Origin of the sequence: Nitriliruptor alkaliphilus DSM 45188, assembly GCF_000969705.1 — a bacterium.
GTDB classification, from domain to species: domain Bacteria; phylum Actinomycetota; class Nitriliruptoria; order Nitriliruptorales; family Nitriliruptoraceae; genus Nitriliruptor; species Nitriliruptor alkaliphilus.
This window is the reverse complement of record NZ_KQ033901.1, coordinates 4,498,441-4,522,086: the sequence shown is the minus strand read 5'-3', so window position 1 is coordinate 4,522,086 and position 23,646 is coordinate 4,498,441. Positions and strand designations below refer to the sequence as shown.

At 73.1% G+C, this 23,646-nt stretch carries 18 protein-coding genes; 9 read left to right on the top strand and 9 right to left on the bottom strand.

Annotation, left to right across the window (positions count from 1 at the left end; genetic code table 11):
- Position 1: 1 nt before the first annotated feature.
- Positions 2-1,702 carry a glycerol-3-phosphate dehydrogenase/oxidase gene (locus tag NITAL_RS20850; protein ID WP_052668255.1) on the bottom strand — a complete coding sequence of 567 codons (1,701 nt, stop codon included), beginning with the start codon at positions 1,700-1,702 and terminating at the stop codon, positions 2-4.
- Positions 1,703-1,833: 131 nt separating this feature from the next.
- On the opposite strand from NITAL_RS20850, the gene NITAL_RS20845 reads away from it, so the two are divergent.
- From NITAL_RS20845 to NITAL_RS20825, 5 genes are all read left to right on the top strand, one after another.
- A complete protein-coding gene (locus NITAL_RS20845) occupies positions 1,834-2,613 on the top strand; it encodes an alpha/beta hydrolase family protein (protein WP_052668254.1) in 780 nt (259 codons plus the stop codon).
- Positions 2,614-2,836: 223 nt separating this feature from the next.
- A complete protein-coding gene (locus tag NITAL_RS20840; RefSeq protein WP_052669880.1) occupies positions 2,837-4,693 on the top strand; it encodes an N-acetylglutaminylglutamine amidotransferase in 1,857 nt (618 codons plus the stop codon).
- Positions 4,690-6,537: an N-acetylglutaminylglutamine synthetase gene (gene ngg / locus NITAL_RS20835; RefSeq protein ID WP_425413698.1), complete on the top strand. Its 1,848-nt coding sequence runs from the start codon at positions 4,690-4,692 to the stop codon at positions 6,535-6,537. The genes NITAL_RS20840 and ngg overlap by 4 nt, the downstream gene beginning before the upstream one ends.
- Positions 6,538-6,584: 47 nt before the next feature.
- Positions 6,585-7,016, top strand: coding sequence for a hypothetical protein (locus tag NITAL_RS20830; RefSeq protein ID WP_052668252.1), 432 nt, complete (start codon positions 6,585-6,587; stop codon positions 7,014-7,016).
- Positions 7,017-7,251: 235 nt separating this feature from the next.
- Positions 7,252-8,211: a hypothetical protein gene (locus NITAL_RS20825; protein WP_052668250.1), complete on the top strand. Its 960-nt coding sequence runs from the start codon at positions 7,252-7,254 to the stop codon at positions 8,209-8,211.
- 106 nt (positions 8,212-8,317) lie between these two features.
- Here NITAL_RS20825 and NITAL_RS20820 read toward each other — a convergent pair whose 3' ends face one another.
- Positions 8,318-9,193: a rhomboid family intramembrane serine protease gene (locus NITAL_RS20820; protein WP_052668249.1), complete on the bottom strand. Its 876-nt coding sequence runs from the start codon at positions 9,191-9,193 to the stop codon at positions 8,318-8,320.
- 173 nt (positions 9,194-9,366) lie between these two features.
- Between NITAL_RS20820 and NITAL_RS20815 the strand changes: the two genes are divergently transcribed.
- Together NITAL_RS20815 and NITAL_RS20810 are read left to right on the top strand one after the other, a co-directional pair.
- Positions 9,367-10,800, top strand: a complete 1,434-nt coding sequence (locus NITAL_RS20815) for a sigma 54-interacting transcriptional regulator (protein ID WP_052668247.1) — start codon at positions 9,367-9,369, stop codon at positions 10,798-10,800.
- A 1-nt stretch (position 10,801) separates the two neighbouring features.
- Positions 10,802-12,793, top strand: a complete 1,992-nt coding sequence (locus tag NITAL_RS20810; protein WP_052668245.1) for a vWA domain-containing protein — start codon at positions 10,802-10,804, stop codon at positions 12,791-12,793.
- Positions 12,794-12,802: 9 nt separating this feature from the next.
- On the opposite strand, the gene NITAL_RS20805 is transcribed toward NITAL_RS20810, so the two are convergent.
- The 3 genes from NITAL_RS20805 to NITAL_RS20795 are packed head-to-tail and all read right to left on the bottom strand — an operon-like array spanning position 12,803 to position 15,043.
- Positions 12,803-13,177, bottom strand: a complete 375-nt coding sequence (locus NITAL_RS20805; protein ID WP_052668244.1) for a response regulator — start codon at positions 13,175-13,177, stop codon at positions 12,803-12,805.
- 1 nt (position 13,178) lies between these two features.
- Complete coding sequence (locus NITAL_RS20800; protein ID WP_052668243.1) at positions 13,179-13,547, bottom strand: response regulator; 369 nt, start codon at positions 13,545-13,547, stop codon at positions 13,179-13,181.
- Positions 13,544-15,043 (bottom strand): ATP-binding protein, encoded by a 1,500-nt coding sequence (locus NITAL_RS20795; protein WP_052668241.1) that lies wholly within the window; start codon positions 15,041-15,043, stop codon positions 13,544-13,546. Before NITAL_RS20795 ends, NITAL_RS20800 begins: the two co-directional genes overlap by 4 nt.
- A 218-nt stretch (positions 15,044-15,261) precedes the next feature.
- Here NITAL_RS20795 and NITAL_RS20790 point away from each other — a divergent pair, with 218 nt between their 5' ends.
- Both NITAL_RS20790 and NITAL_RS20785 read left to right on the top strand, forming a co-directional pair.
- Complete coding sequence (locus NITAL_RS20790; protein ID WP_211262560.1) at positions 15,262-16,503, top strand: osmoprotectant NAGGN system M42 family peptidase; 1,242 nt, start codon at positions 15,262-15,264, stop codon at positions 16,501-16,503.
- A 127-nt stretch (positions 16,504-16,630) separates the two neighbouring features.
- Complete coding sequence (locus tag NITAL_RS20785) at positions 16,631-19,480, top strand: helix-turn-helix transcriptional regulator (protein ID WP_169786913.1); 2,850 nt, start codon at positions 16,631-16,633, stop codon at positions 19,478-19,480.
- Between the two features lie 5 nt (positions 19,481-19,485).
- Here NITAL_RS20785 and NITAL_RS27535 read toward each other — a convergent pair whose 3' ends face one another.
- The 4 genes from NITAL_RS27535 to NITAL_RS20770 form a co-directional block, all read right to left on the bottom strand.
- A complete protein-coding gene (locus tag NITAL_RS27535) occupies positions 19,486-19,641 on the bottom strand; it encodes a hypothetical protein (protein ID WP_157042002.1) in 156 nt (51 codons plus the stop codon).
- A gap of 40 nt (positions 19,642-19,681) precedes the next feature.
- Positions 19,682-20,296 carry an S-layer homology domain-containing protein gene (locus NITAL_RS20780; RefSeq protein ID WP_052668238.1) on the bottom strand — a complete coding sequence of 205 codons (615 nt, stop codon included), beginning with the start codon at positions 20,294-20,296 and terminating at the stop codon, positions 19,682-19,684.
- Between the two features lie 122 nt (positions 20,297-20,418).
- Complete coding sequence (locus tag NITAL_RS20775) at positions 20,419-21,513, bottom strand: hypothetical protein (RefSeq protein ID WP_052668236.1); 1,095 nt, start codon at positions 21,511-21,513, stop codon at positions 20,419-20,421.
- Between the two features lie 20 nt (positions 21,514-21,533).
- Positions 21,534-23,636, bottom strand: coding sequence for an EndoU domain-containing protein (locus NITAL_RS20770; protein ID WP_052668235.1), 2,103 nt, complete (start codon positions 23,634-23,636; stop codon positions 21,534-21,536).
- Between the last annotated feature and the right edge of the window lie 10 nt (positions 23,637-23,646).

Below are 23,646 nucleotides of genomic sequence, written 5' to 3'. Positions count from 1 at the left end.
TTCAGCGGCGGACGCCGACCCGCACGTCGCGGGCCCCCATCCGTGCGGCGTCGGCCGTGCGGTCGTCGGGCATGCGCTGGGACTCGAGCTCGGCCTCGACCCGGGCCCGGTAGTGCTCGAGTTCGCCCGCGATGTCGTCCTCGTCCCAACCGAGTACCTCGCCCATCAGCGGCGCGACCGAGCGGGCGGCGGTCAGGCCCCGGTCGAAGGTCTCGATCGACGTGCGGGTTCGCCGCGTCAGCAGGTCGTCGAGGTGCAGCGCGCCCTCGTGCGAGGCGGCGTACACCGCCTCGACCTTGAGGTAGCCGTCGGAGCCTTCGATGCGTTCGCCGAGCTCGGGGCGATCGGCCAGGAGGTCGAGGACCTCGGTGATCATCGATCCGTACCGGGACAGCAGGTGCTCAACGCGGCTCACGTGCAACCCGACCTCCTCGGCGAGGCGGCGCCGCCGGTTCCACAGGGCATGGAAACCCTCGGCGCCGAGCAACGGCGTCCGGGCCGTCACCGATGGCGGGACACGCTGCGGCAGGCTGTGGGTGGCAACGTCGACGACGTCCTCGGCCATCACGCGGTAGGTGGTGTACTTGCCACCCGCGATGGTGGTCAGGCCGGCCGTGGTCGTGGCGACCGCGTGCTCGCGCGACAGCTTGCTGGTCGCCTCGGACTCGCCGGTCAGCAGCGGGCGGAGGCCGGCGTAGACCCCGTCGACGTCCTCGTGGGTCAGCGGGGTGCGCAGCACCCGGTTGACCCGGTCGAGCAGGTACTGGATGTCGCGCGCCGAGGCCGCCGGGTGGGCCAGGTCCAGGTCCCAGTCGGTGTCGGTGGTGCCGACGATCCAGTGCCGCCCCCACGGGATGACGAACAGCACGCTGCGCTCGGTGCGCAGGATGAGGCCGCTGTCGCTGTGGATGCGGTCCTTCGGGACGAGCAGGTGGATGCCCTTCGACGACCGGACCTGGATGCGGCCGCGGCCGGCCATCGCCTGCACGTCGTCGGCCCACACGCCCGTCGCGTTGATCACCTGGCGGGCACGCAGCTCGAGCTCGCGACCTGCCTCCTGGTCGACCACCCGCACGCCGACGACCCGCTCGCCTTCGCGTAGGAGTCCCGTCACGCGGGTCGAGGTCACCACGTCCGCGCCGTACGCGGCCGCGGTTCGCCCGAGCTCCATGGTGTGGCGCGCGTCGTCGACCTGGGCGTCCCAGTAGCGGACGGCCCCGACGAGCGCGTCGCGCCGGAGGGCCGGCACCAGCGCGAGGGCCTTGCGCCGCGACAGGTGCTGGTGGCGAGGTAGCTGCCGTGCGCCGCCGAGCTGGTCGTAGAGCGCCACACCCGCACCGACGTACATCCGCTCCCACCCGAGGTGGTTCAGCGGGTAGACGAACGACACCGGTCGGACCAGGTGGGGCGCGAGGTGGTGCAAGATGCGGCCGCGTTCCTCCAGCGCCTCGCGCACCAGACCGAAGTTGAGCTGCTCGAGGTAGCGCAGGCCGCCGTGGATGAGCTTCGACGAACGGCTGCTCGTGCCCGCCGCGAGGTCGCGCTGTTCGACCAGTCCCACGGTCAGCCCCCGGGTGGCGGCGTCGAGCGCCGCGCCCGTCCCGGTCACCCCGCCGCCGATCACGAGGACGTCGGTCAGCTGCGTGGCCAGCCGGTCGAGGCTGGCACGACGGCGCTCGGGGGACAGCGCGACGGGTTCCACGGGCGGCTCCGGAGGGGGAGGGGTCCTGCGGATGCTACGCCGCGCGCCGAGCGCCCCGTTGCGGCCCCGGGTCTGGCAGCCTGCGCACCGTCGATCGTCACACCCGGTCGACGCGGCGGAGGAGGACCGACGTGCCCGAGACCACCGCGGTCCGCACGCACGCGTACGGCTCGTCGCCGGAGCAGGTCGCCGACCTGCGGGTCCCTGACGGTGCTCCTCCGGCCGCCGGGTGGCCGGTGGTCGTCCTCGTCCACGGCGGGTTCTGGCGTGATCAGTACCGCCGCGACCTGATGGTCCCCCTCGCGGAGGACCTCGCACGGCGGGGCGTGGCCACCTGGAACGTCGAGTACCGGCGGGTCGGTCCGACCGGCGGCGGGGTCCCTGCCACGCTCGCGGACGTCGCCGCGGCCGTCGACGAGCTCGCGGTGGTGGCTGGCGACGGGCCCCTCGACCTCGACCGTGTCGCGGTGGTGGGGCACTCCGCCGGTGGTCACCTCGCGCTGTGGATCGTGGGTCGCACGGTGCTGCCCGACGGGGTCGTCGGAGCCGCGCCCCAGGTCGTTCCCTGCGCCGCCGTGGCACAGGCGGCGGTCGCCAGCCTCGCAGCCGGGGGAGCGCTCGGCGACGGTGCCGTGGCCGACTTCGTCGGCGGGACGCCCGACGAGGTGCCGGACCGGTACGCGCTCGCCGACCCGGTCGGGCTCGTCGGTCACGGCGTCCCGGTCCTGCTCGTCCACGGCGAGGAGGACGACACCGTCCCCATCGACCAGGCCGAGCGGTACGTCGCAGCGGCAAGCGCCGCGGGCGACCCGGTCCGGCTCGAGCGCCTGCCCGGCGATCACATGGCCGTCATCGACCCGGAGGGAGCCCTGTGGGCGAGCGCGGTGGCGTTCGTCGAGGAACGCTGCTGACGTGGTCGCCCACGAGCCTGCGGAGCCGCGTCGGGACGGTCGACCGGGCGATCCGACCGAACCGATGGCCGGTCGACCGGGGTCGGCGGTGGCCCCGGGGGTGTCCGACCGGCCAGGCTGCAGGGGTGCGCGACACCGCGCGCCGCACGCGCCCGAGCTCGGGGCACGTGGCACGTGGCGAGCGATGCCCGGTGTCGTCCGATGCGACCGTGAGGAGACCGACGTGTGCGGCTTCAGTGGGGAGCTGCGGTTCGACGGGCGCTCGCCCGACGTGGCCGCGGTGGCGAAGATGATGGGCCTGATGACCGACCGTGGCCCCGATGCCGAGGGGATGTGGAGCGCGGGGCCCGTCGCGTTCGGCCACCGGCGCCTGTCGATCATCGACCTGACGTCGCACGGCAACCAGCCGATGCACGACGCCGACCTCGGGCTGACGATCGTCTTCAACGGCTGCATCTACAACTACCAGCAGCTGCGTGAGGAGCTGCGCGCGGAACGGGGGTACCGCTTCTTCTCCACCTCCGACACCGAGGTCGTCCTGAAGGCCTACCACGCCTGGGGTGACCGCTTCGTGGACCGGCTCCAGGGGATGTTCGCCTTCGCCATCCACGAGCGGGACTCCGGTCGCACCTTCCTCGGCCGCGACCGGTTCGGCATCAAGCCGTTCTACCTCACCGAGGACGGGGCGCGGCTGCGGTTCGCGTCGTCCCTGCCGGCACTGGTCGCTGCGGGCGGCGTGGACACCTCGATCGACCCGGTCGCCCTGCACCACTACCTCAGCTTCCACGCGGTGGTGCCGGCGCCGCACACGATCGTCAACGGGGTCAGGAAGCTCCCGCCCGCCACCACCCTGGCCATCGAGGCCGATGGCCGCCGTGAGCAGGTCGAGTACTGGCGGCCGGACTTCACCCGCGATCCGGACCGGGCCGACTGGTCCGAGCGCGACTGGGAGGACGCCGTCCTCGCCTCGCTGCGGCAGGCGGTCGAGTGGCGGCTCGTCGCCGACGTGCCGGTCGGCGTGCTGCTGTCCGGCGGTCTCGACTCGTCCCTGGCGGTGGGGCTCCTCGCCGAGGCGGGCCAGCGGCACCTGGCGACCTTCTCGATCGGGTTCGAGTCGTTCGGGGGCGAGGAGGGTGACGAGTTCAAGTACTCCGACGTCGTGGCGCGCGAGTTCGGGACCGATCACCACCAGCTGCGCATCGACACCGAACGGATGCTGCCCGCGCTCGGTGACGCGATCGGGGCGATGTCCGAACCCATGGTCTCGCACGACGCCGTCGCGTTCTTCCTGCTGTCGCAGGAGGTCGCCAAGCACGTCAAGGTCGTCCAGTCGGGGCAGGGCGCCGACGAGGTCTTCGCCGGCTACCACTGGTACCCGCCGATGCAGGCGCTGTCCGACGAGCTCGGCCCGGGTGTCGTCTCGCGCTCGGGGCGCCCAGGTCCCGACCGTGACGTGCTCGTTCGGCGCGCCGTCGACGCCTACCACGCCGCGTTCTTCGACCGTCCCCACGACGAGATGGCGCAGGTGCTCCGTCCCGAGCACCGCATCGAGCGGGACGTGTCACGCCAGCTGGTCGAGGACCACTTCCGCCAGCCGGGGGCCGAGACCGCCACCGACATGGCGCTGCGGCTCGACTCGCAGATCATGCTGGTCGATGATCCGGTCAAGCGGGTGGACAACATGACCATGGCCTGGGGTCTGGAGGCGCGGGTGCCGTTCCTCGACCACGAGGTCCTCGCCGTCGCCGCCCGCATCCCGCCCGAGCTCAAGCTCGCCCAGGAGGGCAAGGGTGTGCTGAAGGAAGCGGCTCGGAGGGTCATCCCGAACGAGGTCATCGACCGACCGAAGGGCTACTTCCCCGTGCCTGCGCTCAAGCACCTCCAGGGTCCCTACCTCGACCATGTCCGGGACGCGCTGTCGGCCCCCGAGGCACGCGAGCGCGGGCTGTACGAGCCGGCGTACGTCGACGCGCTGCTCGCCGACCCGAACGCCTCGCTCACCCCGCTGCGGGGCAACAAGCTGTGGCAGCTCGCGCTGCTGGAGATGTGGTTGCAGACGCACGCTGTCCGGCCGGCCTGACCGTGGTGGCTCCCGACCGCCGTCGATCCCGGAACCTCAAGCACGGTGCGGGCAGCACCCCTGCCGAGGAGGGGCTCTCGACCCGCTCGTGGGACGACCGACCGGCCCACCTGACCTCGGGTCTCGAACCCGACGTCGCGCTCGAGTGCGGCTGGGGACGGATCCTGTTCGGGCAGACCTTCGCGTCGCACGAGGACCTGCTCGAGGTGCTCTCGGCCGAGGAGCCGGGGCGACGCGACATCTGCCTGTACGTCCGCGAACCGCACGTGGCCGTGAGCAAGGCGCCACAGGAGCTGTTCATCGATCCGAGCCACACCTACCGGCTGTGGCTGCACCAGCACCAGCCCCCGCGTGACCCGCCGCGCGCTGTCATCGTGCGCGATCTGCGGTCCGAGTCCGACGCGGACGCCGTCAACCGCATCTACACCGCTGCCGGCATGCTCACGGCCCCCACCGAGGTGCTGTGGGCCAACCAGCGCACCGCCACCTTCACCTACCTCGTCGCCGAGGACGCGGAGACCGGCGAGGTCATCGGGACCGTCACGGGTATCGACCACCGTCACGCCTTCCACGATCCCGAGGACGGCACCTCGCTGTGGTGCCTCGCGGTCGACCCGCAGACCACCCGCCCTGGGGTCGGCGTGGCGCTCGTGCAGGCACTGGCGGGGCGGTTCCAGGCCCGTGGGCGCGCGTTCCTCGACCTCTCGGTCGTCCACGACAACGAGGCGGCGATCGCGCTGTACGAGAAGCTCGGGTTCGTGCGCGTCCCCGTCTACAGCGTCAAGCGCAAGAACCCGATCAACGAGCGTCTCTTCAGCGCCTCGCCGGCCGAGGGCATCGACGACCTCAACGTCTACGCCCGGATCGTGGCGGACGAGGCGCTGCGACGCGGGGTCACCGTCGAGGTGCTCGACGCCGAGGGTGGCTACCTCAAGCTCAGCCACGGGGGCCGGTCGGTGGTCACCCGTGAGTCCCTGTCCGAGCTGACCACCGCCGTGGCGATGAGCCGCTGCGACGACAAGCGCGTCACGCGGCGTGTCCTCGAAGGAGCGGGTCTGCGGCTGCCCCGGGGGCGGGTCGTCGATCACTCGGGTGACGACGTGGCCTTCCTCGAGGAGCTCGGCGAGGTCGTGGTCAAACCCGCCCGCGGCGAACAGGGCCAGGGCATCACCGTCGGGGTCAGCAGCGCCGAGGAGCTCACCGAGGCCATCGCGCTCGCCGAGCGGTACGGCACCGTGGTGTTGCTCGAGGAGGTGGTGACCGGCGACGACCTGCGGGTCCTGGTCATCGGCGGCGAGGTGGTCGCGGCGGCCGTGCGGTGCCCGGCGACGGTGCGCGGCACCGGACGACACACCGTCGAGCAGTTGGTCCACGCGACCGCTCGACGCCGCGAGGCAGCGACCCACGGGGAATCGACCATCCCCCTCGATGACATGACCGTCCGCTGCGTCGAGGACCAGGGCCACGCCATGGACGAGGTCCTCGACGAGGGGGAGGCCCTCGTGGTGCGCCGGACGGCGAACCTGCACACCGGCGGGACCATCCACGACGTGACTGCACGGCTGCACCCGACGCTCGAGGAGGCGTGCCGAGCCGCGGCCTCCGCCCTGGAGATCCCGGTGGTCGGCCTCGACCTGCTGGTCCCCGACGTGACCGGTGAGGACCACGTGTTCATCGAGGCCAACGAGCGGCCCGGCCTCGCCAACCACGAACCGCAACCGACGGCCGAACGCTTCGTCGACCTGCTGTTCCCCGGCACGCGGTCGCTGCCCCGGGGGTGGGAACCCGGCGTGGTCGGTGCCGACCACGTTGCCGAGCTCCCCGATGCCGGCACCGGTGCCTAGGTGCACGCCGTGCCCGAGACGAGTCCCGACGAGGAGGGCGACGACACGTGAACGACGATGACGCGCTGACCTACCCGACCGACCAGGTCGTCGGGGTGCTCGACGACCCGTCGGCGCTCGACGGGCTGCTCGACCGGCTCGGCCGTGCCGACGTCTCTGCCGACCGCACGACCGTGCTGCGTGGCGCCGGGGATGCGGACCTCGCACCCGATCCGAGCGAGGGTGGTCCCGTCACCCGCATCGTCCGCGCGGCGCAGAAGGTGCTCGGCGACGAGGCCGAGCGCCTGAACGTGCTCGACGAGGCGCTCGAGGCGGGTGGGGTGGTGGTCGGCGTCGAGGTCGCCACCCCCGACGACGACGAGGACGCCCGCGACCGTGAACTGGCCGACCTCGCCGCGGCCTTCCGCTCGTCCGGCGCCCGTGACGTCGCCTTCTACGGCGAGTACCAGATCCAACAGCTCGACGCCGCCGGCACCTGACCCCACCCGAGCGAACGCGCGGATGCGCGCGTTCACTCGCCCGGGGGTAGCTGCCGGGGCGAGGTGACCGCTGCGAACGCGCGGATGCGCGCGTTCGCACGCCAATGGCTGGCTGTCGCGGCGATTCGGCACCCGTGAACGCGCGGATGCGCGGGTTCACTCGCTGGATGGGGTTGTCCACAGGTCCTGGGCGGCGTGATCGGACGGCGGACCGAGGGCGAGGCAGGCTGCCGGGATGCTGCCCCTCCCCGCCCCGGTACTGGTCCTCGCCGAGCGCCAGCTCGGTCTCCTCGCCCGGTTCCAGCTGCGACGTTGGTTGCGGCCCAGCCAGATCGATGGGTACGTGCGGCGGGGCCACCTCGTGGTGGTCGAGCGGGGCATCTACCGGGCGGTCGCCGGCGCCATCGTGGGGCAACAGGCCGCGTTCGCCGCCGCCCTCCGGTCGCGGCCCTCGGCGACGATCACGGGTCCGGCGGTCCTCGGTCACCTCGGCGTCGACGGTTTCACGGCCGGCGCGCCGTTCGAGATCCTGGTCGCGCCGGGCCGCACGCTGCGCAACGTCGGCTTCCCCTGGCGGGTCGATCCGCGACCGGACCGTGCGGTTCTCCGCTGCGGCGAGGTGCGGCTCACCCGGCCGGAGGACGCGCTCGTTCACAGCGTCCGGTGGCGGGCGGAGCTCGGCGATCGGGCGTTGCGGCTCGGCTGTCACTGGCTGGGTTGGCGAGGCCTGATCGATCGCGACCGCTTCCTGCACCAACTCGTGGCGCGTTCGGACGTCGATCCGGATGCGGCGCGGTTCCTCGAGGTGATGGGTGGTGTCGCCCTCGGCCGCTGCGAGAGCGACGGCGAGCGTCACCTCGGTGACATCGCGCTCGGCTTCCTCCCGGCACCGCGCGCACAGGTCTGGTTGCGGCCCGCTCGGCGGTCGGACTGGCTCTTCCTCGAGCACGGCGTCGCCCTCGAGTACCAGGGCGACGTCGACCACGGTGGGATCGCCAACGCCCAGGCGGACGCGCAGCGGGAACGCGAACTGCTCGAAGCCGCGGATGTCGTGGTGTTGAACGTCACCGACCGGGACCTCCGTGACGAGTCCGCCCTGGTCGCTCGGATCGTCACGGAGCTGACGCTGCGCGCCTACGAGCGAGGCATCCCCACGCCGACGTACGACCCGAAGCGGCGACCAGGGACCGCGTGACGCGGACCGACCCGCGAACGCGCGGATGCGCGGGTTCGCGGGCGGGTGACCGCGGGTGTCGGCTCGTTCTCCACCGTGAACGCGCGGATGCGCGGGTTCGGTGGGGTCAGAGGGCGGTGACGGTGATCCGGGCCAGGACGATGGCCACGGCGGTGAGGGCGACGACCGCACCGATGGCGAGACGCAGGGAGGACCGGTCGCGGTCGCGCAGGAGGATGGCGCCGATCAGGGCGCCGCCGGCGAGACCGCCGAGGTGGCCACCGACCGAGATGAACGACGAGAACGCGATCGTGATCACCAGGTTCAGCAGCACGAGCGAACCGATGTCGGTGCGCCACGGGTCGATACCGCGCTGGCGGTAGGCGACCATCGCCGCCCCGAACAGCCCGAAGACCGCACCTGAGGCGCCGACCGTGGGGCGGAGCGGGTGGGTGGTCAGGATCGAGCCGATCACCGGGACCTCGTTCAGCCCCGTGAACACCCACATCGCCGAGAGGGCGATCACGCCGAGGGAACCGCCGATCAAGCCGCCGACGTACAGGGTGATGAACCGGGCGCGCCCCATCCGCGGCTCGAGCTGGTGGCCGAGCAGCCACAGCAGGTAGCCGTTGAACCCGATGTGGATCACGCCGCTGTGCACGAAACCCGAGGTCACGAGGCGCCAGACCTCACCATGCCCCACCTGGATCGTCGTCAGCCACGCCACCTCAGCCACCGGGCTGCGCGCCGTCCCGAGCGTGGCCACGAAGGCGACCACCAGGGCGCCCACGAGGACGCGGGTGACCTGGGCCACCTCGAGGTCGCGCAGCCGCCGGACCGGCTGACCGCCCTTGGCGCACTCGGGGCACTGGTAGCCGACCGGGGCCTCGATGAGGTCGTCGCCGCAGATCGGTCGCTCGCAGCGCGAGCAGCGCGTCAGGGCCGGCCGGTCCGGGTGGCGGTAGCAGGCCGCCGCATCGGTGCTGACCTCGGGGTCGCTCACGGGGCATCCTGGATGGTCGGGACGGCGACGGCCGGCGGGGACGACGGGAACGCAGGCTCGGTTCGGACCCGCGACGGTACCGGCCGGGGCCGGCCCGACCGTGACCGCGGCTCTACCCCGGCACCGTCTCCTGGGACCTCGTACGCTCGGCGCAGCCGACCGTGAGGGACCCCGTGACGCGAGCCGCGACCCTGGGGGAGCTGCGGGCCTCCGGCTACCCGGACCGGACCGTCAAGCAGGAGCTGCGGGCCAACCTCGTAGCGCGCCTGCGGGCCGGCGAGCCGCTGACGACCGGGGTCATCGGGTTCGACGACACGGTGCTGCCCGAGCTCGAGCGGGCGCTGCTCGCCGGTCAGGACCTGATCCTGCTCGGGGAGCGCGGGCAGGCCAAGACGCGTCTGGTCCGCCGGCTCACCGACCTGCTCGACGAGCACGCCCCGGTGGTGGCCGGGTGCGAGATCAACTGCTCGCCCTACCACCCGACCTGCGTGGCCTGCCGCCGTCGCCACAGCGAACTCGGTGACGACCTGCCGATCACGTGGGTCGACCGTCAGCGCCGTTTCGCCGAGAAGCTCGCCACCCCCGACACGGCCGTCGCCGACCTGATCGGTGACGTCGATCCGATCAAGGTGGCCGAGGGCAGGACCCTCGGCGACGAGGAGACCATCCACTGGGGCCTGGTGCCGCGCCACCACCGCGGGATCGTCGCCATCAACGAGCTGCCCGACCTCCCCGAACGGATCCAGGTGGCGTTGCTCAACGTCCTCGAGGAACGCGACGTCCAGATCCGGGGCTACTCGCTGCGGTTGCCGCTGGATGTGTTGCTCGTCGCCACGGCCAACCCCGACGACTACACCAACCGGGGCCGCATCATCTCGCCGCTCAAGGACCGTTTCGGCGCCCAGGTGCGGACCCACTACCCGCGGACCGTCGACGACGAGATCGCGATCGTGCACACCGAGGCGACCCCGCCGCCGGCGGACGTCCCCGTGCACGTCCCGCGCTTCCTCGACGAGGTGCTGGCCGAGCTGGTGGTGCTCCTGCGGGCGAGCCCCGACGTCAACCAGCGCTCGGGGGTCTCGGTCCGCTTCACGATCGGCGCGCACGAGACGTTGGTGGCCGGTGCGGTGCGTCGAGCGGCCCGGACCGGCGCTGGCCTCGCGGTGCCGCGGATCGTCGACCTGCGCGCTGTCCTGCCCGCTGCGCTCGGCCGTATCGAGTTCGACCTGCTCGACGAGGGTGGCGAGGTCGAGGTGGTCGACCTGGCGCTCCGCCGGGCGGTGCTGACCGTGTGGCGCCGCCACCTCGGTGGGGAGGACCTCCGCGACCTCGTGGCGCGGTTCGACGCGGGGGAGTTGACCGTCGAGACCGGGGATCTGACCTCGGGCGACGCCCTGCTGGCCGCCTTCGGTGACCGCGTCGACGGCCTCGCGCGCTGGACCGAGCGGCTGGGGGAGCCCGCCCCGGGCGAGGGCGGGGACTGGGACGCCGGCGACGACGCCGAGGTCGCGGCCTCGGTCGCGGAGTTCGTCCTCGAAGGCCTGCACCTCGGCCGACGGATCAACCGCGACGACGTCGACGACGGACGCGTCCGGTACGGAGGCTGACGTGGTCCGGTCCCGGTACGGCGCGTGGGACGGGTCCCAGGACCCGATGGGGGAACGCGTCGACATCGCCGACGCCCTGGACGGCCTGGCCGACGACCTGCTGATGGGCACCGGGGGACAACGGGCCCTCCGCGAGCTCCAGCAGCGTGGACTGCCGGGGGAGCGGGGCCTCGACGACCTGCGACGTGCGCTGGCCCGGCAGCGCCGGGAGCTACAGCGTGAGCTCGACGACGACGGGCCACTGGCCGCGCTCCGCGACCAGCTCGAACGCATCGTGGCGACCGAACGCGAGGCGCTCGCGCAGGCCGACGACCCGGACGCGCGGCTCGGCGAGCTGGACCTCGACACCCAACCGACCGATCCCGCAGGCCGCTTCCGGGCGCTCGCCGACTACGACTTCCGCTCGCCGGACGCGGCGCAGGCCTACGACGAGCTGGCCGATCAGCTGCGGCGCGACCTCCTGGACACCCACCTGCGTGCGCTGACGGGGGCGCTCGAGTCGGTGACGCGGGAGGACCAGGCTCGGATCGCGGCGATGCTCGGGGACCTCAACGCCATGCTCGAGGCGCGTGCGGCCAACGGCGGCCAGCCCCCGCCGGACGAGGCCGAGCGGTTCGCGGCGTTCAAGGCGGCCCACGGGGACCTGCTCCCGGGGGATCCCACGTCGCTGGACGAGCTGCTCGCGGCGATGGCGGAGCGTGCCGCCGCTGCGGCGGCGTTCCTGCGCTCCCTGCCGCCCGAGCAGCGCCAGCAGCTCGAGGACCTGGCGCGACAGGTGTTCGACGACGTGGACCTGCAGTTCCAGCTCGGACAGCTCGGCGGCAACCTGGCGGCCGCGTTCCCCGATGGCGTCCCGGGTGCGGGGGATGGCGACGGAGCGCCGCCAGAGCGGCCGGAACCGGGCGACGCGGTGGGACCGCTGAGCGCCGCCGTCGACGCCTACGCGCGGGTCGCCGAGCTCGAGGATCTCGAGCGGGCCCTGCAGGGTGACCACCCGGGGGCGAGCCTCGAGGACATCGACGAGGAGGCCCTGCGGCGCAACCTCGGCGACGAGGCGGTCGGTGACCTGCGTCGGCTCCAGCAGCTCGAACGTGAGCTCGAACGCTCGGGCGCGATGCGCGTCGAGGGTGGTGAGCTCACCCTCACACCGCGCGGTGCCCGTCAGCTCGGGCAGCGCTCGCTGGCCCGTCTGATGGCCAGGGTGCGCCGTGAACCGGCCACGCGCACCGCGGGCGCGGACCCCGAGCCGACCGGTCAGACCCGCCCCTGGGTGTTCGGGGACCGTGAACCGATCGCGGTCGGCCCGACCGTCCGCAACGCCGTCATGCGCCGCGTCGCCGGCGGTGGGACCCCAGGCACGTCCGGACGCGGGGTTCGCCTGCACCCCGACGACCTCGAGGTGGTCGAGACCGAGGTGCGGCCGCGGACCGCGACGGCGCTGCTGCTCGACCTGTCCTTCAGCATGCCGCTCCAGGGCCACTTCGTGCCCGCCAAGCGCATGGCGCTCGCCCTGCACGCGTTGATCGAGGGCAACCACCGCCAGGACTCGCTGCACCTGATCGGGTTCTCGGACTACGCCCGCAGGATGCAGCCCGCCGATCTGGCCGCGGCGGGTTTCGAACGGGTCTACGGCACCAACATGCACCACGCGTTCCTGCTGGCGCGGCGTGTCCTCGCCGACGACCCCCGGCCCGTCAAACGCGTGGTCATGGTCACCGACGGGGAACCGACAGCGCACCTGGTGGACGGCCGGTCGATCTTCAACTGGCCCCCGGTGCCCGAGACCCTCGAGGCGACCCTCCGCGAGGCGATGCGGCTCGCACGGTCCGACATCGAACTGGACGTGTTCCTGCTCGAGGACGCGCCCGGGCTGCTGGCCTTCGCCGAACGCCTGGCGGGGCTCACCGGCGGCGAGGTGTTCCGCATGACCGCCGACGAGGTGGGGCGCACCGTCGTGTCCGGGTACGCGTCGGGGGTCCGTCGGCCGCGGTGACGGTGACCGTCAGCGATCCGGGTCACCGAGGTACGGCGCGAGCTCCTCGATCAGGCCACGCGGACTGAACGGCTTCGAGAGGTACGCCGTCGCGCCGGCGGCGAGCCCCGAGGTCACGTCCCGTTCCTGCGCGCGGGCGGTCAGCAGCACCATCGGCACGTCGGCGAACCGGTCCTCGGCCCGGAGCGTCTGGCACACCTCGGTCCCGCTCATCCCGGGCATCATCAGGTCGAGCAGGAGCAGGTCGGGTGCCTCGGCACGGGCGACCTCGACCGCGGCGTTCCCGTCCCCGACCTCGGTCACCGCGTGGCCGGCCGACCGGAGCTTCATGACCACCAGCCGACGGATGTCCGGGTCGTCGTCGGCGACGAGCACGCGTGCCACCTCAGACCTCCTGCGGCGGGTGGCCGCCGAGGAGCCGCCGCACGGTCTCCTCGAACCTCCGGGCGGCGAACGGTTTCGGCAGGAACTCCCCAGGCTCCAGATCGGGGATGCTCTCCGGCCGTTCGATCGTCAGGACCAGGACGGGGACGCGGGCGGTCGCCTCGGTGGCGCGGACGCGCCGTAGGACCTCCCACCCATCGATGCCAGGCAGGAGCACGTCGAGGACGAGCAGATCGGGCGGGCGGTGCAGCTCACCCATCCCGGCCTCGCCGGTCACGGCCTCACGGACCGTGCACCCGAGCCGCTCGAGCTTGGAGACGATCAGCCCGCGGATGTCGTCGTCGTCCTCGATGACGAGCACGTCGGTCACGCCGCGACCTCCTGGTCGACGGTTGGGAGCCGGACGGTGACCGTGGTGCCGACGCCGGCCACGGAGTCGACGTCGATCCGACCTCCGTGCTGTTCGACGAGCAGTCCGGTGATGGCCAGGCCGAGGCCCGTACCCGGGATCGCACGGTCCGTGGCGGTCGACGCGCGGAAGAACCGGTCGAAGAGGCGGTCGATCTCGTCCTCGGGGATCCCGATCCCCGAATCCCGGACGGCGAGGACGACCTCGCCGTCACCGCGACGCGAGGAGACGGTGACCTCACCGCCGGCGGGGGTGAACTTCAGGGCGTTGCCGACGAGGTTGAACAGCACACGTTCGAGGTGGCCGCGGTCACCGTGCACGACCGCTGGCGCGGCATCGACGGTGAGCGCGAGGTCGCGGCCGGCCACCCGGGGACGCAGCTCGGCGGTGACGTCGCCGACGAGGGCGGCGAGATCGACCGGTGCCACGTCACGACGCAGCTTCCCCGACTCGATCCGTGACAACGTCAGCAGGTCCTCGATCAGCGCCAGCAGCCGGCCGGCGTTGCGCTGTCCGACCGCCAGGAGGTCGAGCTGCTCGTCGTTGAGCGGTCCGGCGTCGCCGTCCTCGAGCATCTCGAGGTAGCCGATGATGCTGGTCAGCGGGGTGCGCAGCTCGTGCGAGACGGTGGAGACGAAGTCGCTCTTCTGCTGGTCGAGCTCCTCGAGCCGCGCGACGATCTGGGTGCGCTCGTCGGCGAACCGCTGGTTCTCCTCGGCGAGCCGGTTGACCGCCGTGGCGACCGCCCGGATCTCGGCTGGTCCCTGGACGTCGGCACGCACGTCGCGGTCGTCCCGGAGCTGGTCGAGTGTGGCGGCGAGCTCCGCCAACGGGCCCACGGTCGCTGCGTGGGTGCGGCGTGCGACGGCGACGAGCAACGCCCCACCCCCGAGGATGAGCAGGGCGAGCACGATGCGTGTCACGGTCCCGGTGCGCGTGGCCAGTCGTTCTGCGCGTGCCAGCCGCTCGTCGAGCTCGAGCGCCGTGACCGCGTGCGCGCCGCGGAAGACCTCGAACCGCGTCCGGCCATCGGCATCACGAGCCCGTCGGATCGCAGCGTCCGGGTCCTCGGCACGCAGCTGCACGATCGGGATCGCGAACTCGTCGATCCACCGCTCGGCTGCGACGATCTCGGTCTCGAGCAGCCGGCGGACCCGGCCGTCAGGCGCCTCGTCGAGCGCGGTCCCGGCCGCGTCGCGGAAGGTGGCGAGACCGGCCTCGAACGGGGCCAGGGACACGTCCTCGCCGGTGATCAGGTAGCCCTGCTCCGCGGTCTCGGCGTCGGTCATGCCCTGGAGCATGCGCACGTGCGCCTCCGCGAGCGGCTGCTCCTGGTTGATCAGCGCCGACACCTGACGGGTGAGGAGGGTGAGGGCTGCGAGTCCGGCCAACCCGACCGCGAGCGCCACGCACAGCCCCACGCTGGAGCCGAGGCGGAGGCGGTCGGCGATGCTCAACGGCGGGTCCTCACGGCGGGTGGTGCGGCGTGCACCGGCGTGGGCTGGCCGGGCCCTCGCGCCGGTGTGCCGACGGGCGTGCGGCCGCCACGGACCGTAGGGCGCTCGCCGCTACGGTGGCGACCGTTCGGTGGACGTCCTCCCGGGACCGTGTGCCACCGACCCACCGGCGCCGGGTCGAGCGGCGCCACCGCCCGCCGCCGTCGGAAGAAAAGCACGTGAGCGTCGTCAAGCTGGACATCGATGTCGAGTGGATGAAGGAGGTGCTCCTCGAGCTCCTCCGGGTCCCGAGCCCATCGGGCCGCACCGACGTCATCATGCAGCACGTCGGGGAGCGCCTCGAGGAGATCGGGCTGCCCTTCGAGGTGACCCGCCGCGGGGTGATGGTCGGCAGCCTCGACGGGGACGAGGACGGGCTCGACCGCGCCATCGTGGTGCACACCGACACGATCGGGTGCATGGTCCAGCGGCTCAAGGACAACGGGCGCCTGGCCATCGTGCCGGTCGGGACGCACAGCGCCCGGTTCTCCGAGGGCACCCGCGTGACCATCCTGACCGACTCCCCGGAGCACACCTACAGCGGGACGATCCTGCCGAACAAGGCCTCGGGTCACGCCTTCGGTGACGACGTGGACACCGCACCCATCGGGTGGGAGCACGTCGAGGTCCGGGTCGACGAGAAGGTGTCGTCCGCGCAGGACCTGCTCGACCTCGGCATCCAGGTCGGTGACTTCGTCGCGCAGATCGCGGTTCCCGTCATCACCCGGTCCGGGTTCGTGACCTCGCGCCACCTCGACGACAAGGCCGGGGTCGCGGCGGCGCTCGCCGCGTTCAAAGCGGTGATCGAGCACGGCGAGCGGCTCGCGGTCGGTGCCCACCTGCTGATCACCGTCGCCGAGGAGGTGGGGCACGGGGCCTCGTCCGGCCTCTACAGCGACGTCGCCGAGATGGTGTCGGTCGACTCCGCCGTCGTGGCGCCGGGGCAGCACTCCACCGAGACGGGGGTCACCCTGGCGATGCAGGACCTGCACGGCCCCTTCGACTACCACCTCACCCGTCGGCTCGAGGCGCTCGCGACGCGGCACGGCATCGAAGCCAACCGCGACGTGTTCCGGTTCTACCGCTCGGACGTGGCCTCGGCGCTCGAAGCCGGCGCGGAGACCCGCGCGGCCCTGATGGGGTTCGGTGTCGATGCGACCCACGGGCACGAGCGCACGCACATGGACGCGATCGTGGCGACGGCCGAGCTCCTCGCCCTCTACCTGCAGACCGAGCTGACCTTCGCCAAGTGGGACGCCGAGCCGTCCGGGCCGCTCAAGGAGTTCCCCTCCAGCGGCGTCCAGCCGGTCCGCCGCGAGCCGGAGTGGGACCCCGAGGCCGCTGATCTGGTCGAGGCCAGCCCCTACGAGCACGACGGGCTCGAGGGTTGGGTCGATCCGAACGGTGGCGAGGACGGCTGACGCCTGACCGGCCCCCTCGCGGTCGTGACGGGCCCGTGACGGCGTAGCCCGTCCGTACTACGCTCGCTCGATCGGGTCCCTCTGACGAGGACCGTCCGGGGCGGGGAACGTGCAGCCAACGGTGGGGGTGGACGCAGCCGGGGGTGCCGTGCGCCTCCGCGGCGGTGACGCGTTCGTGGGGCGTGAGCGCGAGTTGGCGTTCCTGACCGGTGTGCTGTCGGCCGACGGGGCCGCGCGACGTCCCCGAGGCGTGCTGATCGAGGGAGCGGCGGGCGTCGGCAAGACGCGCCTCCTCGACGAGGCCCTGACCCACACCCCCCACCTGAAGGTGCTGCGCGGTGGTGCGGATGCGCTCGACCGGCACCGCAGCTTCGCGGCCGTCGCGAGCGCGCTCGGTCGCCCCGCCGCGACCCACGGGCGTGCCGAGGCGTGGCTCGTCGCGCTCCTCGGTGACCGAGCGGCCCGGCCACCTGCCGTGGGCCCCGGCCTCCGTTCGCAGCTGATCGACGCCTACGTCGCCGCGTTCCGCGCGCTCGCCACCGACGGCCGCGTCGTGATCGTCCTCGAGGACCTGCACTGGGCCGACGACGGCACGGCTGCCGTGCTCGGGGAGCTGTGTGAGCCGGTCCCGGGCCACGACCTGGTCGTGGTCGCCACGCGACGAGGTGCGCCACGCCCGGAGGGCATGCGGCAGCTCGAGGCCGCGCTGCACCCTGGGCAGGTCGAGGTGCTGGAGCTGGCGCCGCTGAGCGAGGACGCGACGACGGCGCTGCTCACCGATCGGCTGGGGCGGCCACCATCCCGCGAGCTCGAGCGGCTCGTGGCCCGCGCCGGCGGCAACCCGCTGTACATCTCCGAGCTCGTGGCGGCGCTCGCGGAACAGGGGTCCCTCGTCGCCCCGCCGGGTGCGGGCACGGTCGAGGTGCGGCACACCTCGCTCCCGCCCAACCTCCGGGTGACGCTGCTCCACCGACTGAGCGCGCTGTCCGACCCGGCGGTGGACGCCCTGCGGATGGCCGCACTGCTCGGCACCAGCTTCGCCCCCGAGGACCTCGCGCTGGCGCTCGACGAACCGGTCCCGGTCGTCGTCGCACGGCTCGACGAGCCGCTCCGGGCCGGATGGATCCACGGGGACGGCGGTCGTCTGACGTTCCGCCACGACCTGGTGCGGGACGCACTGAACGACGACACCCCGGAGGCGGTCCGGCGTGCGCTCCACCGTCACCTGGCCGACCGGCTCACCGCGGCGGGACGGCCCGCACACGAGGTGGCCAACCACCTGCTCCTCGGCGCGCTCGTGCCCGACCCGGCCGCCGCCGCGTGGTTGCACGAAGCGGGTGCGGCCGCCTGCTCGCGCGAGCCGCGTGTCGCCGTGGAGCTGCTGGAGGCCGCGCTCCGCCTCGACCCGACCCCGGGTCCCGAGGCGGACGCCCGGCAGCTCGACCTGGCGACCGCGCGGTGCTGGGCGGGGCAGGTCACCGAGGGCGAGGAGCTCCTGCGCGAGCTGCTCTCCCGCCCCCACGACCCGGCGATCGACGCCGAGGCTGCGCTCGCGCTCGCGCGCTCGCTCATCCTCGAAGGCGCCACGGAGGAGGCGCTGACGGTCCTCGTCGCAGCCGAGGCGCGCGCCGACACCTCGGTCGCCCGTGGGCCCCTCGTGGCCGAGCGGGCCCTCTGTTCGCTCCTGCGGGGCGAGCTCACCGCCGCCGAGGACGCGGTGGCACAGGTGTTCGACGGCGGCCCGGTCAGCGACGAGAGCCGTTGCGTGGCCAGCTCGGTCCGCTGCTCGCTGCTGGCGCTCCGTGGCAGGTTCGCGGACGCCATCGCGGTCGGCGAGGACGCCGTCCGTCTCTCGGCCGACAGCGCGGAGAGCGAGACCGTCCGGCGCCCCCCGCAGCTCTTCCTCGGCTCGGTCCTGCTGGACGCTGACCGCTTCGACGAGGGGTGGAGGATGCTCGACCAGGGGCGTCGCCTCAGCGAGTCGCTGGGAGCGGTGTGGGACCTTCCCCTCGTCCATCTCGTCGCTGCGCGCGGCCGTTACCTCACCGGTGACCACGACGACAGCCTCACCGAAGCCGAGACCGGCCTGGCCCTGGCGGCCGAGGTCGGCACCCACCTCCTCGAGGTGTGGGGACACGCGATCGTCGCGCGCGTGCACCTGCACCGCGGTGACCTGGAGGCGGTCCGGCAGGCGCTCGCCGCCGGTGAGGCCGTCGTCGCCCAGGTCGGGCCGCAGGTGCGCGGGATCGACTGGCTGGTCTGGGCCCGCGCCGGGCTGTGCGAGCTCGAGGGGGACCACGAGGTCGCGCGGGCGCTGCTGACGGCGGTGTGGGAAGGCCACCGCGAACGCGGGATGCGCTCGGAGCGCCGGCTGTTCGGCCCCGAGCTGGTGCGCCTGCACCTACGCGCAGGGGACGAGCCGAGCGCGGCCGGCGTCGTGGCGGCGGTCGAGGAGCTGGCCGAGCTCGCGGGCACCGTCAGCGCCGCGGCGGCTGCCCAGCACGTGCGCGGGCTTCTCGGCCGCGATGCCGACCGGCTGGTCGCTGCGGCGTCCCTGACCGCCGACACGGCGTGCCGGACCGAGCACGTGGCACAGGCGTTGGACGCGGCCGACGGCCTGGTGGTCGCCGGCCGGGCGGCCGAAGCGGCGGTCTGGTTCGAGCGTGGGGCGAGCGTCGCCCGGGACATCGGGATGACCGCGAGCGGTCGCCGCGCCGACGCCGGTCTCCGCCAGCTCGGCGTCCGGCGTGGCGCCCGCGGGCGCCGCGGGCGCCCGACGACCGGCTGGGAGGCCCTCACGCCGACCGAGTCCGAGGTCGCCGCGCTCGCTGCCCGCGGCCTGTCGAACCCCGACATCGGCGAGCGGCTGTACATCTCCCGCCGGACGGTCCAGACCCACCTCTCGCACGTGTACGCCAAGCTCGGCATCGAGTCCCGGGTCGAGCTCGCCGGCCAGGTCGCACGTCGAGCGACCTGACCGCCTCACGAGCCAGGGACGGTCGGGTCGGTGGCCTCGAGGAGGTCGGTGAGCGCCCGCAGCAGCCCGAGCCACCCGACGAACGCGGTCCGCGAGCCGTCCTCCCCGCGGATACGGCCGCAGGGAGGATCGTGCTCGTCGAACTCGATGATGAGGTCCACGGCGCTGTCCGTGAGCCGTCGCGGGGGCCGGGCCCGGCGGTCAGCCCATCCCGACGATCAGCAGGTGGAACTCCGCCGGCGCGAACGCCTGGGTGCCGGTGTCGTAGGTCCGGACCCGGATGTTGCCGTTCGGGAGGGCGAAGACCGTGCAGGTCCCGTCCCGGGTGTCCACGAAGTTGCTGTCGATGGTGCAGCTGATGAACGACCCCGTGGCGTTGAAGCCCGGGTTCACGATGTAGGACCCGCCGCTGCCGCTGATGGACGCCGTAGCTTCGGAGACGTTGTTCAGCGAGCGACTGACGACGGGAGCGTCGCCCGCGTCCCGGGTCACGTGCACCGCACCCGTGACCAGTTGGCCGATACCGGCACCTTCGACGGTCGCGGCGTTGACGCTCGGGTCGATCCCCGGGGCGTTGCCGGAGGCGCGGTGGATGAAGGTGCCCATCTGGGCGCGGGTCAGGTTGTCGCCGGGGCAGTAGCGGGTCGCGGTGCAGCCGGTGGTGATGCCCGTCGCTTCCATGTAGTTGATGCCAGGGGCGTGGGTGTCGTTGGGGTCGACGTCGGTGAAGTGGTTGGCGACCGCCACGGCCGGGACGGCCATGATGGCGACGACGGCAGCGATGATGACGCGCCGTCTGGTGGTCAGCGAACGCACGATGTCCTCCTCGGTAGGTGCGGGGGCGGCTTCCCCGCGCCCCGCCGGCCACTCTCCACGTGCGGGCCGCGGTGAACATCCGCCAGGTGGCGGACATCACCAGCCGAGGCGCCGCTCGGTGGTCACGGTCGGGCGAGCGCCAGTTGGCCGGCGTACCACCGCACGCGTCGGGTGAGCGCGGCGTCGTGCGTCCACGCCCGTGCCGTGTGGTCGCCCAGCTGCCGCGCGATCGACCGGGCGAGCACCACCTCGTCGTCCTCGAGCGCACGAGCGATCGCGGTCGCCGCCTCGGTGGCGTCGGCCAGTTTGGCCGAGGAGGTGCCCGTGGTGCGGCTCCACAGGTCACGGTCGTGTTCGGCGCGGAGGTCGGAGGCCAGGTCTCGCCAGTGCGCCGGATCGAACGGGCCGTGGTCGGGGCCGGCGCGTCGAGGCGCGTGCAGGGTCGTGGGTCCGGGCGCGGTGGTCGGGTCTCGTTCGTCGAGGTGGAGCAGCACCTCGCGCTCGGCTGGATGGCGCAGTGCGGCGGCCCAGGTGGCTGCGAGCCGCTGGATGTTCGTGCGAGGTAGCCGTGTCCGTCCGGCCTGACTCTCGATGACGACGTGCTCCATCGCGAGGCGTGCGGTGACGTCGCCGGCGGCGAGGGTGTCGCCGGCCTCGCCGTCCGCTGCCCAGCGGGCCCACCGATCCGCATCGCGAGCGGTCACCGCGGCCAGATCGACGAACACCGCGAGCGGCTCGAGGTCCGGCTCGGTCCTCAGCACGAGGCGGTCGTCCACCTCGACCAACCACAGCAGGTGGTGGTGTGGGTCGGTCCGACGGTGCAGGGGCGGTAGGTCCAGCGAGCGCTCCGGCCGTGGCGACGGCGACTCGAGGTGGCTGGCCCAGCCCGCGAGCGCCGAGGCGAGGGTCCCGAGGGGGAGATCGACACGGTCGAACGTGGCCTCGTCGTCGGGGAAGTCGCTCAGTAGCGCCGCGTGGTCCCAGCCGACCGCGAACTCGAGGGCGTGCGTCTCGGTCGCGACCGTGTCGGGGCGGTCGGCATCGGCGTCGAGGAAGCTCGCCACGGTGCGGCGGGCGGTCGCGAGGTAGGACGTCGAGGTGAGCCCGTTGAGCAAGGTGGCGAGCGGCTCGAGGTTCGGCTCGCTCGCGGTCACGAGCGACCACCGCGACGTCGTGCCGCCGTGTTCGACCTCGGGTTCGCTGAACGTGAGACGCACGTTGGTGCTCCGTCGTGGGGTCAACCGGGTGCCGTGAAGATGGGATAGGCGGTCCGGATGCTGCCATCCGGACCGACCGCGAACTCGATGGTGAGTCCCCCAGGTCCGACTCCTCGGTGCAGGTTGCCCTGGTGCGACACGGCGTTGCGTGACGCGCCTCGGACCTCGTCGAGGACCTGTTGGCGGGACCAGTGGTCGGGGAAGAACGTCGATGGTGCCTTCTTCGGTACCCAGCTCTGACCGTCGAAGATCTCCACCTCCGCGCGGTACACCCCCGTCCCGGGGTCGCGTTGGAGGATGCGGTCGGTGCCGTCGGCGTCACGGCGGACGCGGGCGCGTGACTGGCTCCCGATCGACCCACGGTGGTGGAAGCCCGTGGCTCTCGGTACGCCGCTCTTCGTGGTACGGACGTGGCCGTGGAACAGGTGCGTGACGGTCCCGGGCGCGAGTGGGCGAGGCGGCGGTGGCGGAGGCGGGGGAGGCCGTCGCGGTGGCGTCCCGCCACCCCCTGCGACATCGCCCGGGCCGCGGGTGGAGCCCCCGTGCGGCGCTCGCGGCTGCGCACGAGGTGGGCGTGGCGATCGGCCCGCCGCACGGGGCCCGCGGGTGGCGCGCCCGAACGGCAGGGCACCCGCCAGTCGCTCGGGCATGGTCAACCGAGCGCCGGTCAGCAGGTCCCGGCCGGTGACCAGCTCGACCGCGCCTCGGGCCCGTCCGACGAACGACAGGTCGATCGCCAGCGAGATCGCCAGCATCACGACCGTCCCCAGCAACGCCGTCGAGGCGGCGTCCACCGTCGAGAAGCAGTCGCTGAAGTCCTGACAGTTGTGGGCGAGCGACGGCCGCGCGGTGGTCAGCAGCACGCCGGTGGCCACGAGCAGGACCGAACCGACCGCGGCGAGGGGACCGTGTGGCCTCGGATCCTCCCCCGGAGCGGGTACCGGACGCGGTAGCAGCAGGGCGAGGACGACCGCACCGGCGAGGATCGGCCAAACCATGAACTGGAACGACTCGGGGGACTCGACCGGGCCGATGGCGGCGTTCGCGATGCCGTGCACCACGAGCAAGCCGACCCCGAAGCGCGCCAGCACGGGCAGTCGGTCGAGCGCGGCCCGGAAGCCGTGCGTCGGAAGGCCGAGACGTGCCGACCGCGCGAGGCTCGTAGCGGCCATCGTCGCCGCCACCACCGCGAGCACCCAGGCGTCATCCACGAGGCCGGCGACGAGCAGGGCGCTCGCGACCCCGAGCGCCGCTGCTCCGGCGACATCGCGTCCGATCGTTCGCCGCGGTGTCCGTGCCAGTGGACGCAGCAGTTCGCGCTCGATCGCTGCGACGCGGGCGCTGCGATCGGCCGCCCACACGAGCGCTGCGCGCAGGAGCACGCTGACGCAGAGCCCTGCCGCGATGAAGCCCGTCTGCTGCTGAAGGGGGGCGATCGCGTCGACCGGGATGGTCGGAGACCGCTCCCACGGCGGGACGAAGACGAACAGAGGCCGGATGATCTGCGGGGCCGCGGCGGCCCACAGCCCACCGACGACGGCGGTCGCGAACACGGTCAGGGCGGTCGCCACACCGAGGTCGACCGTGGGCCGTCCGCGCAGGTGCACGGTCACGGAGGCGGCCAGCTGGCGTCCCACCAGCGGTACGGCGACCACGAGGAGCGCGAGCACCAGCCAGTGGACGAGGCTCGGGCCGCGGCCGTACACCAGGGCGGCGATCACCGGGTCGGCGAGGGCCCCGTGCTGGGCTGCTGCCCCCTCGGGGACATCGAGCACCCACGGGGTACCGCCGAGCAGAAGGTCCCCGACGACGAAGCTGGCCACCGTCAGCACGCCGAGGTTGCTCGAGACGAGGCCGATGGCGGCGAGGGCGAGCAGCACGGGAAGCGACTCGGTGAACGAGGTCTCGAAGCCTGGCCGCCAGATGGCGACCGTGGCACCGGCGGCGACCGCGAGGAGCGGTAGGACGACCCCGAGGAAGGGGGCAGCGGCGAGCCAGTGCCCGTCGGCCGCGATGACGCCTCCACCCTCGCTCCGCATCGCGACCCAGCGGGGCAGGTGGATCCACCACGCGCGGGTCGCCGCGCCGAGCGTCGGGCCAGCCAACCGTTCGCCGTGCTGCACCGTCGCCCCC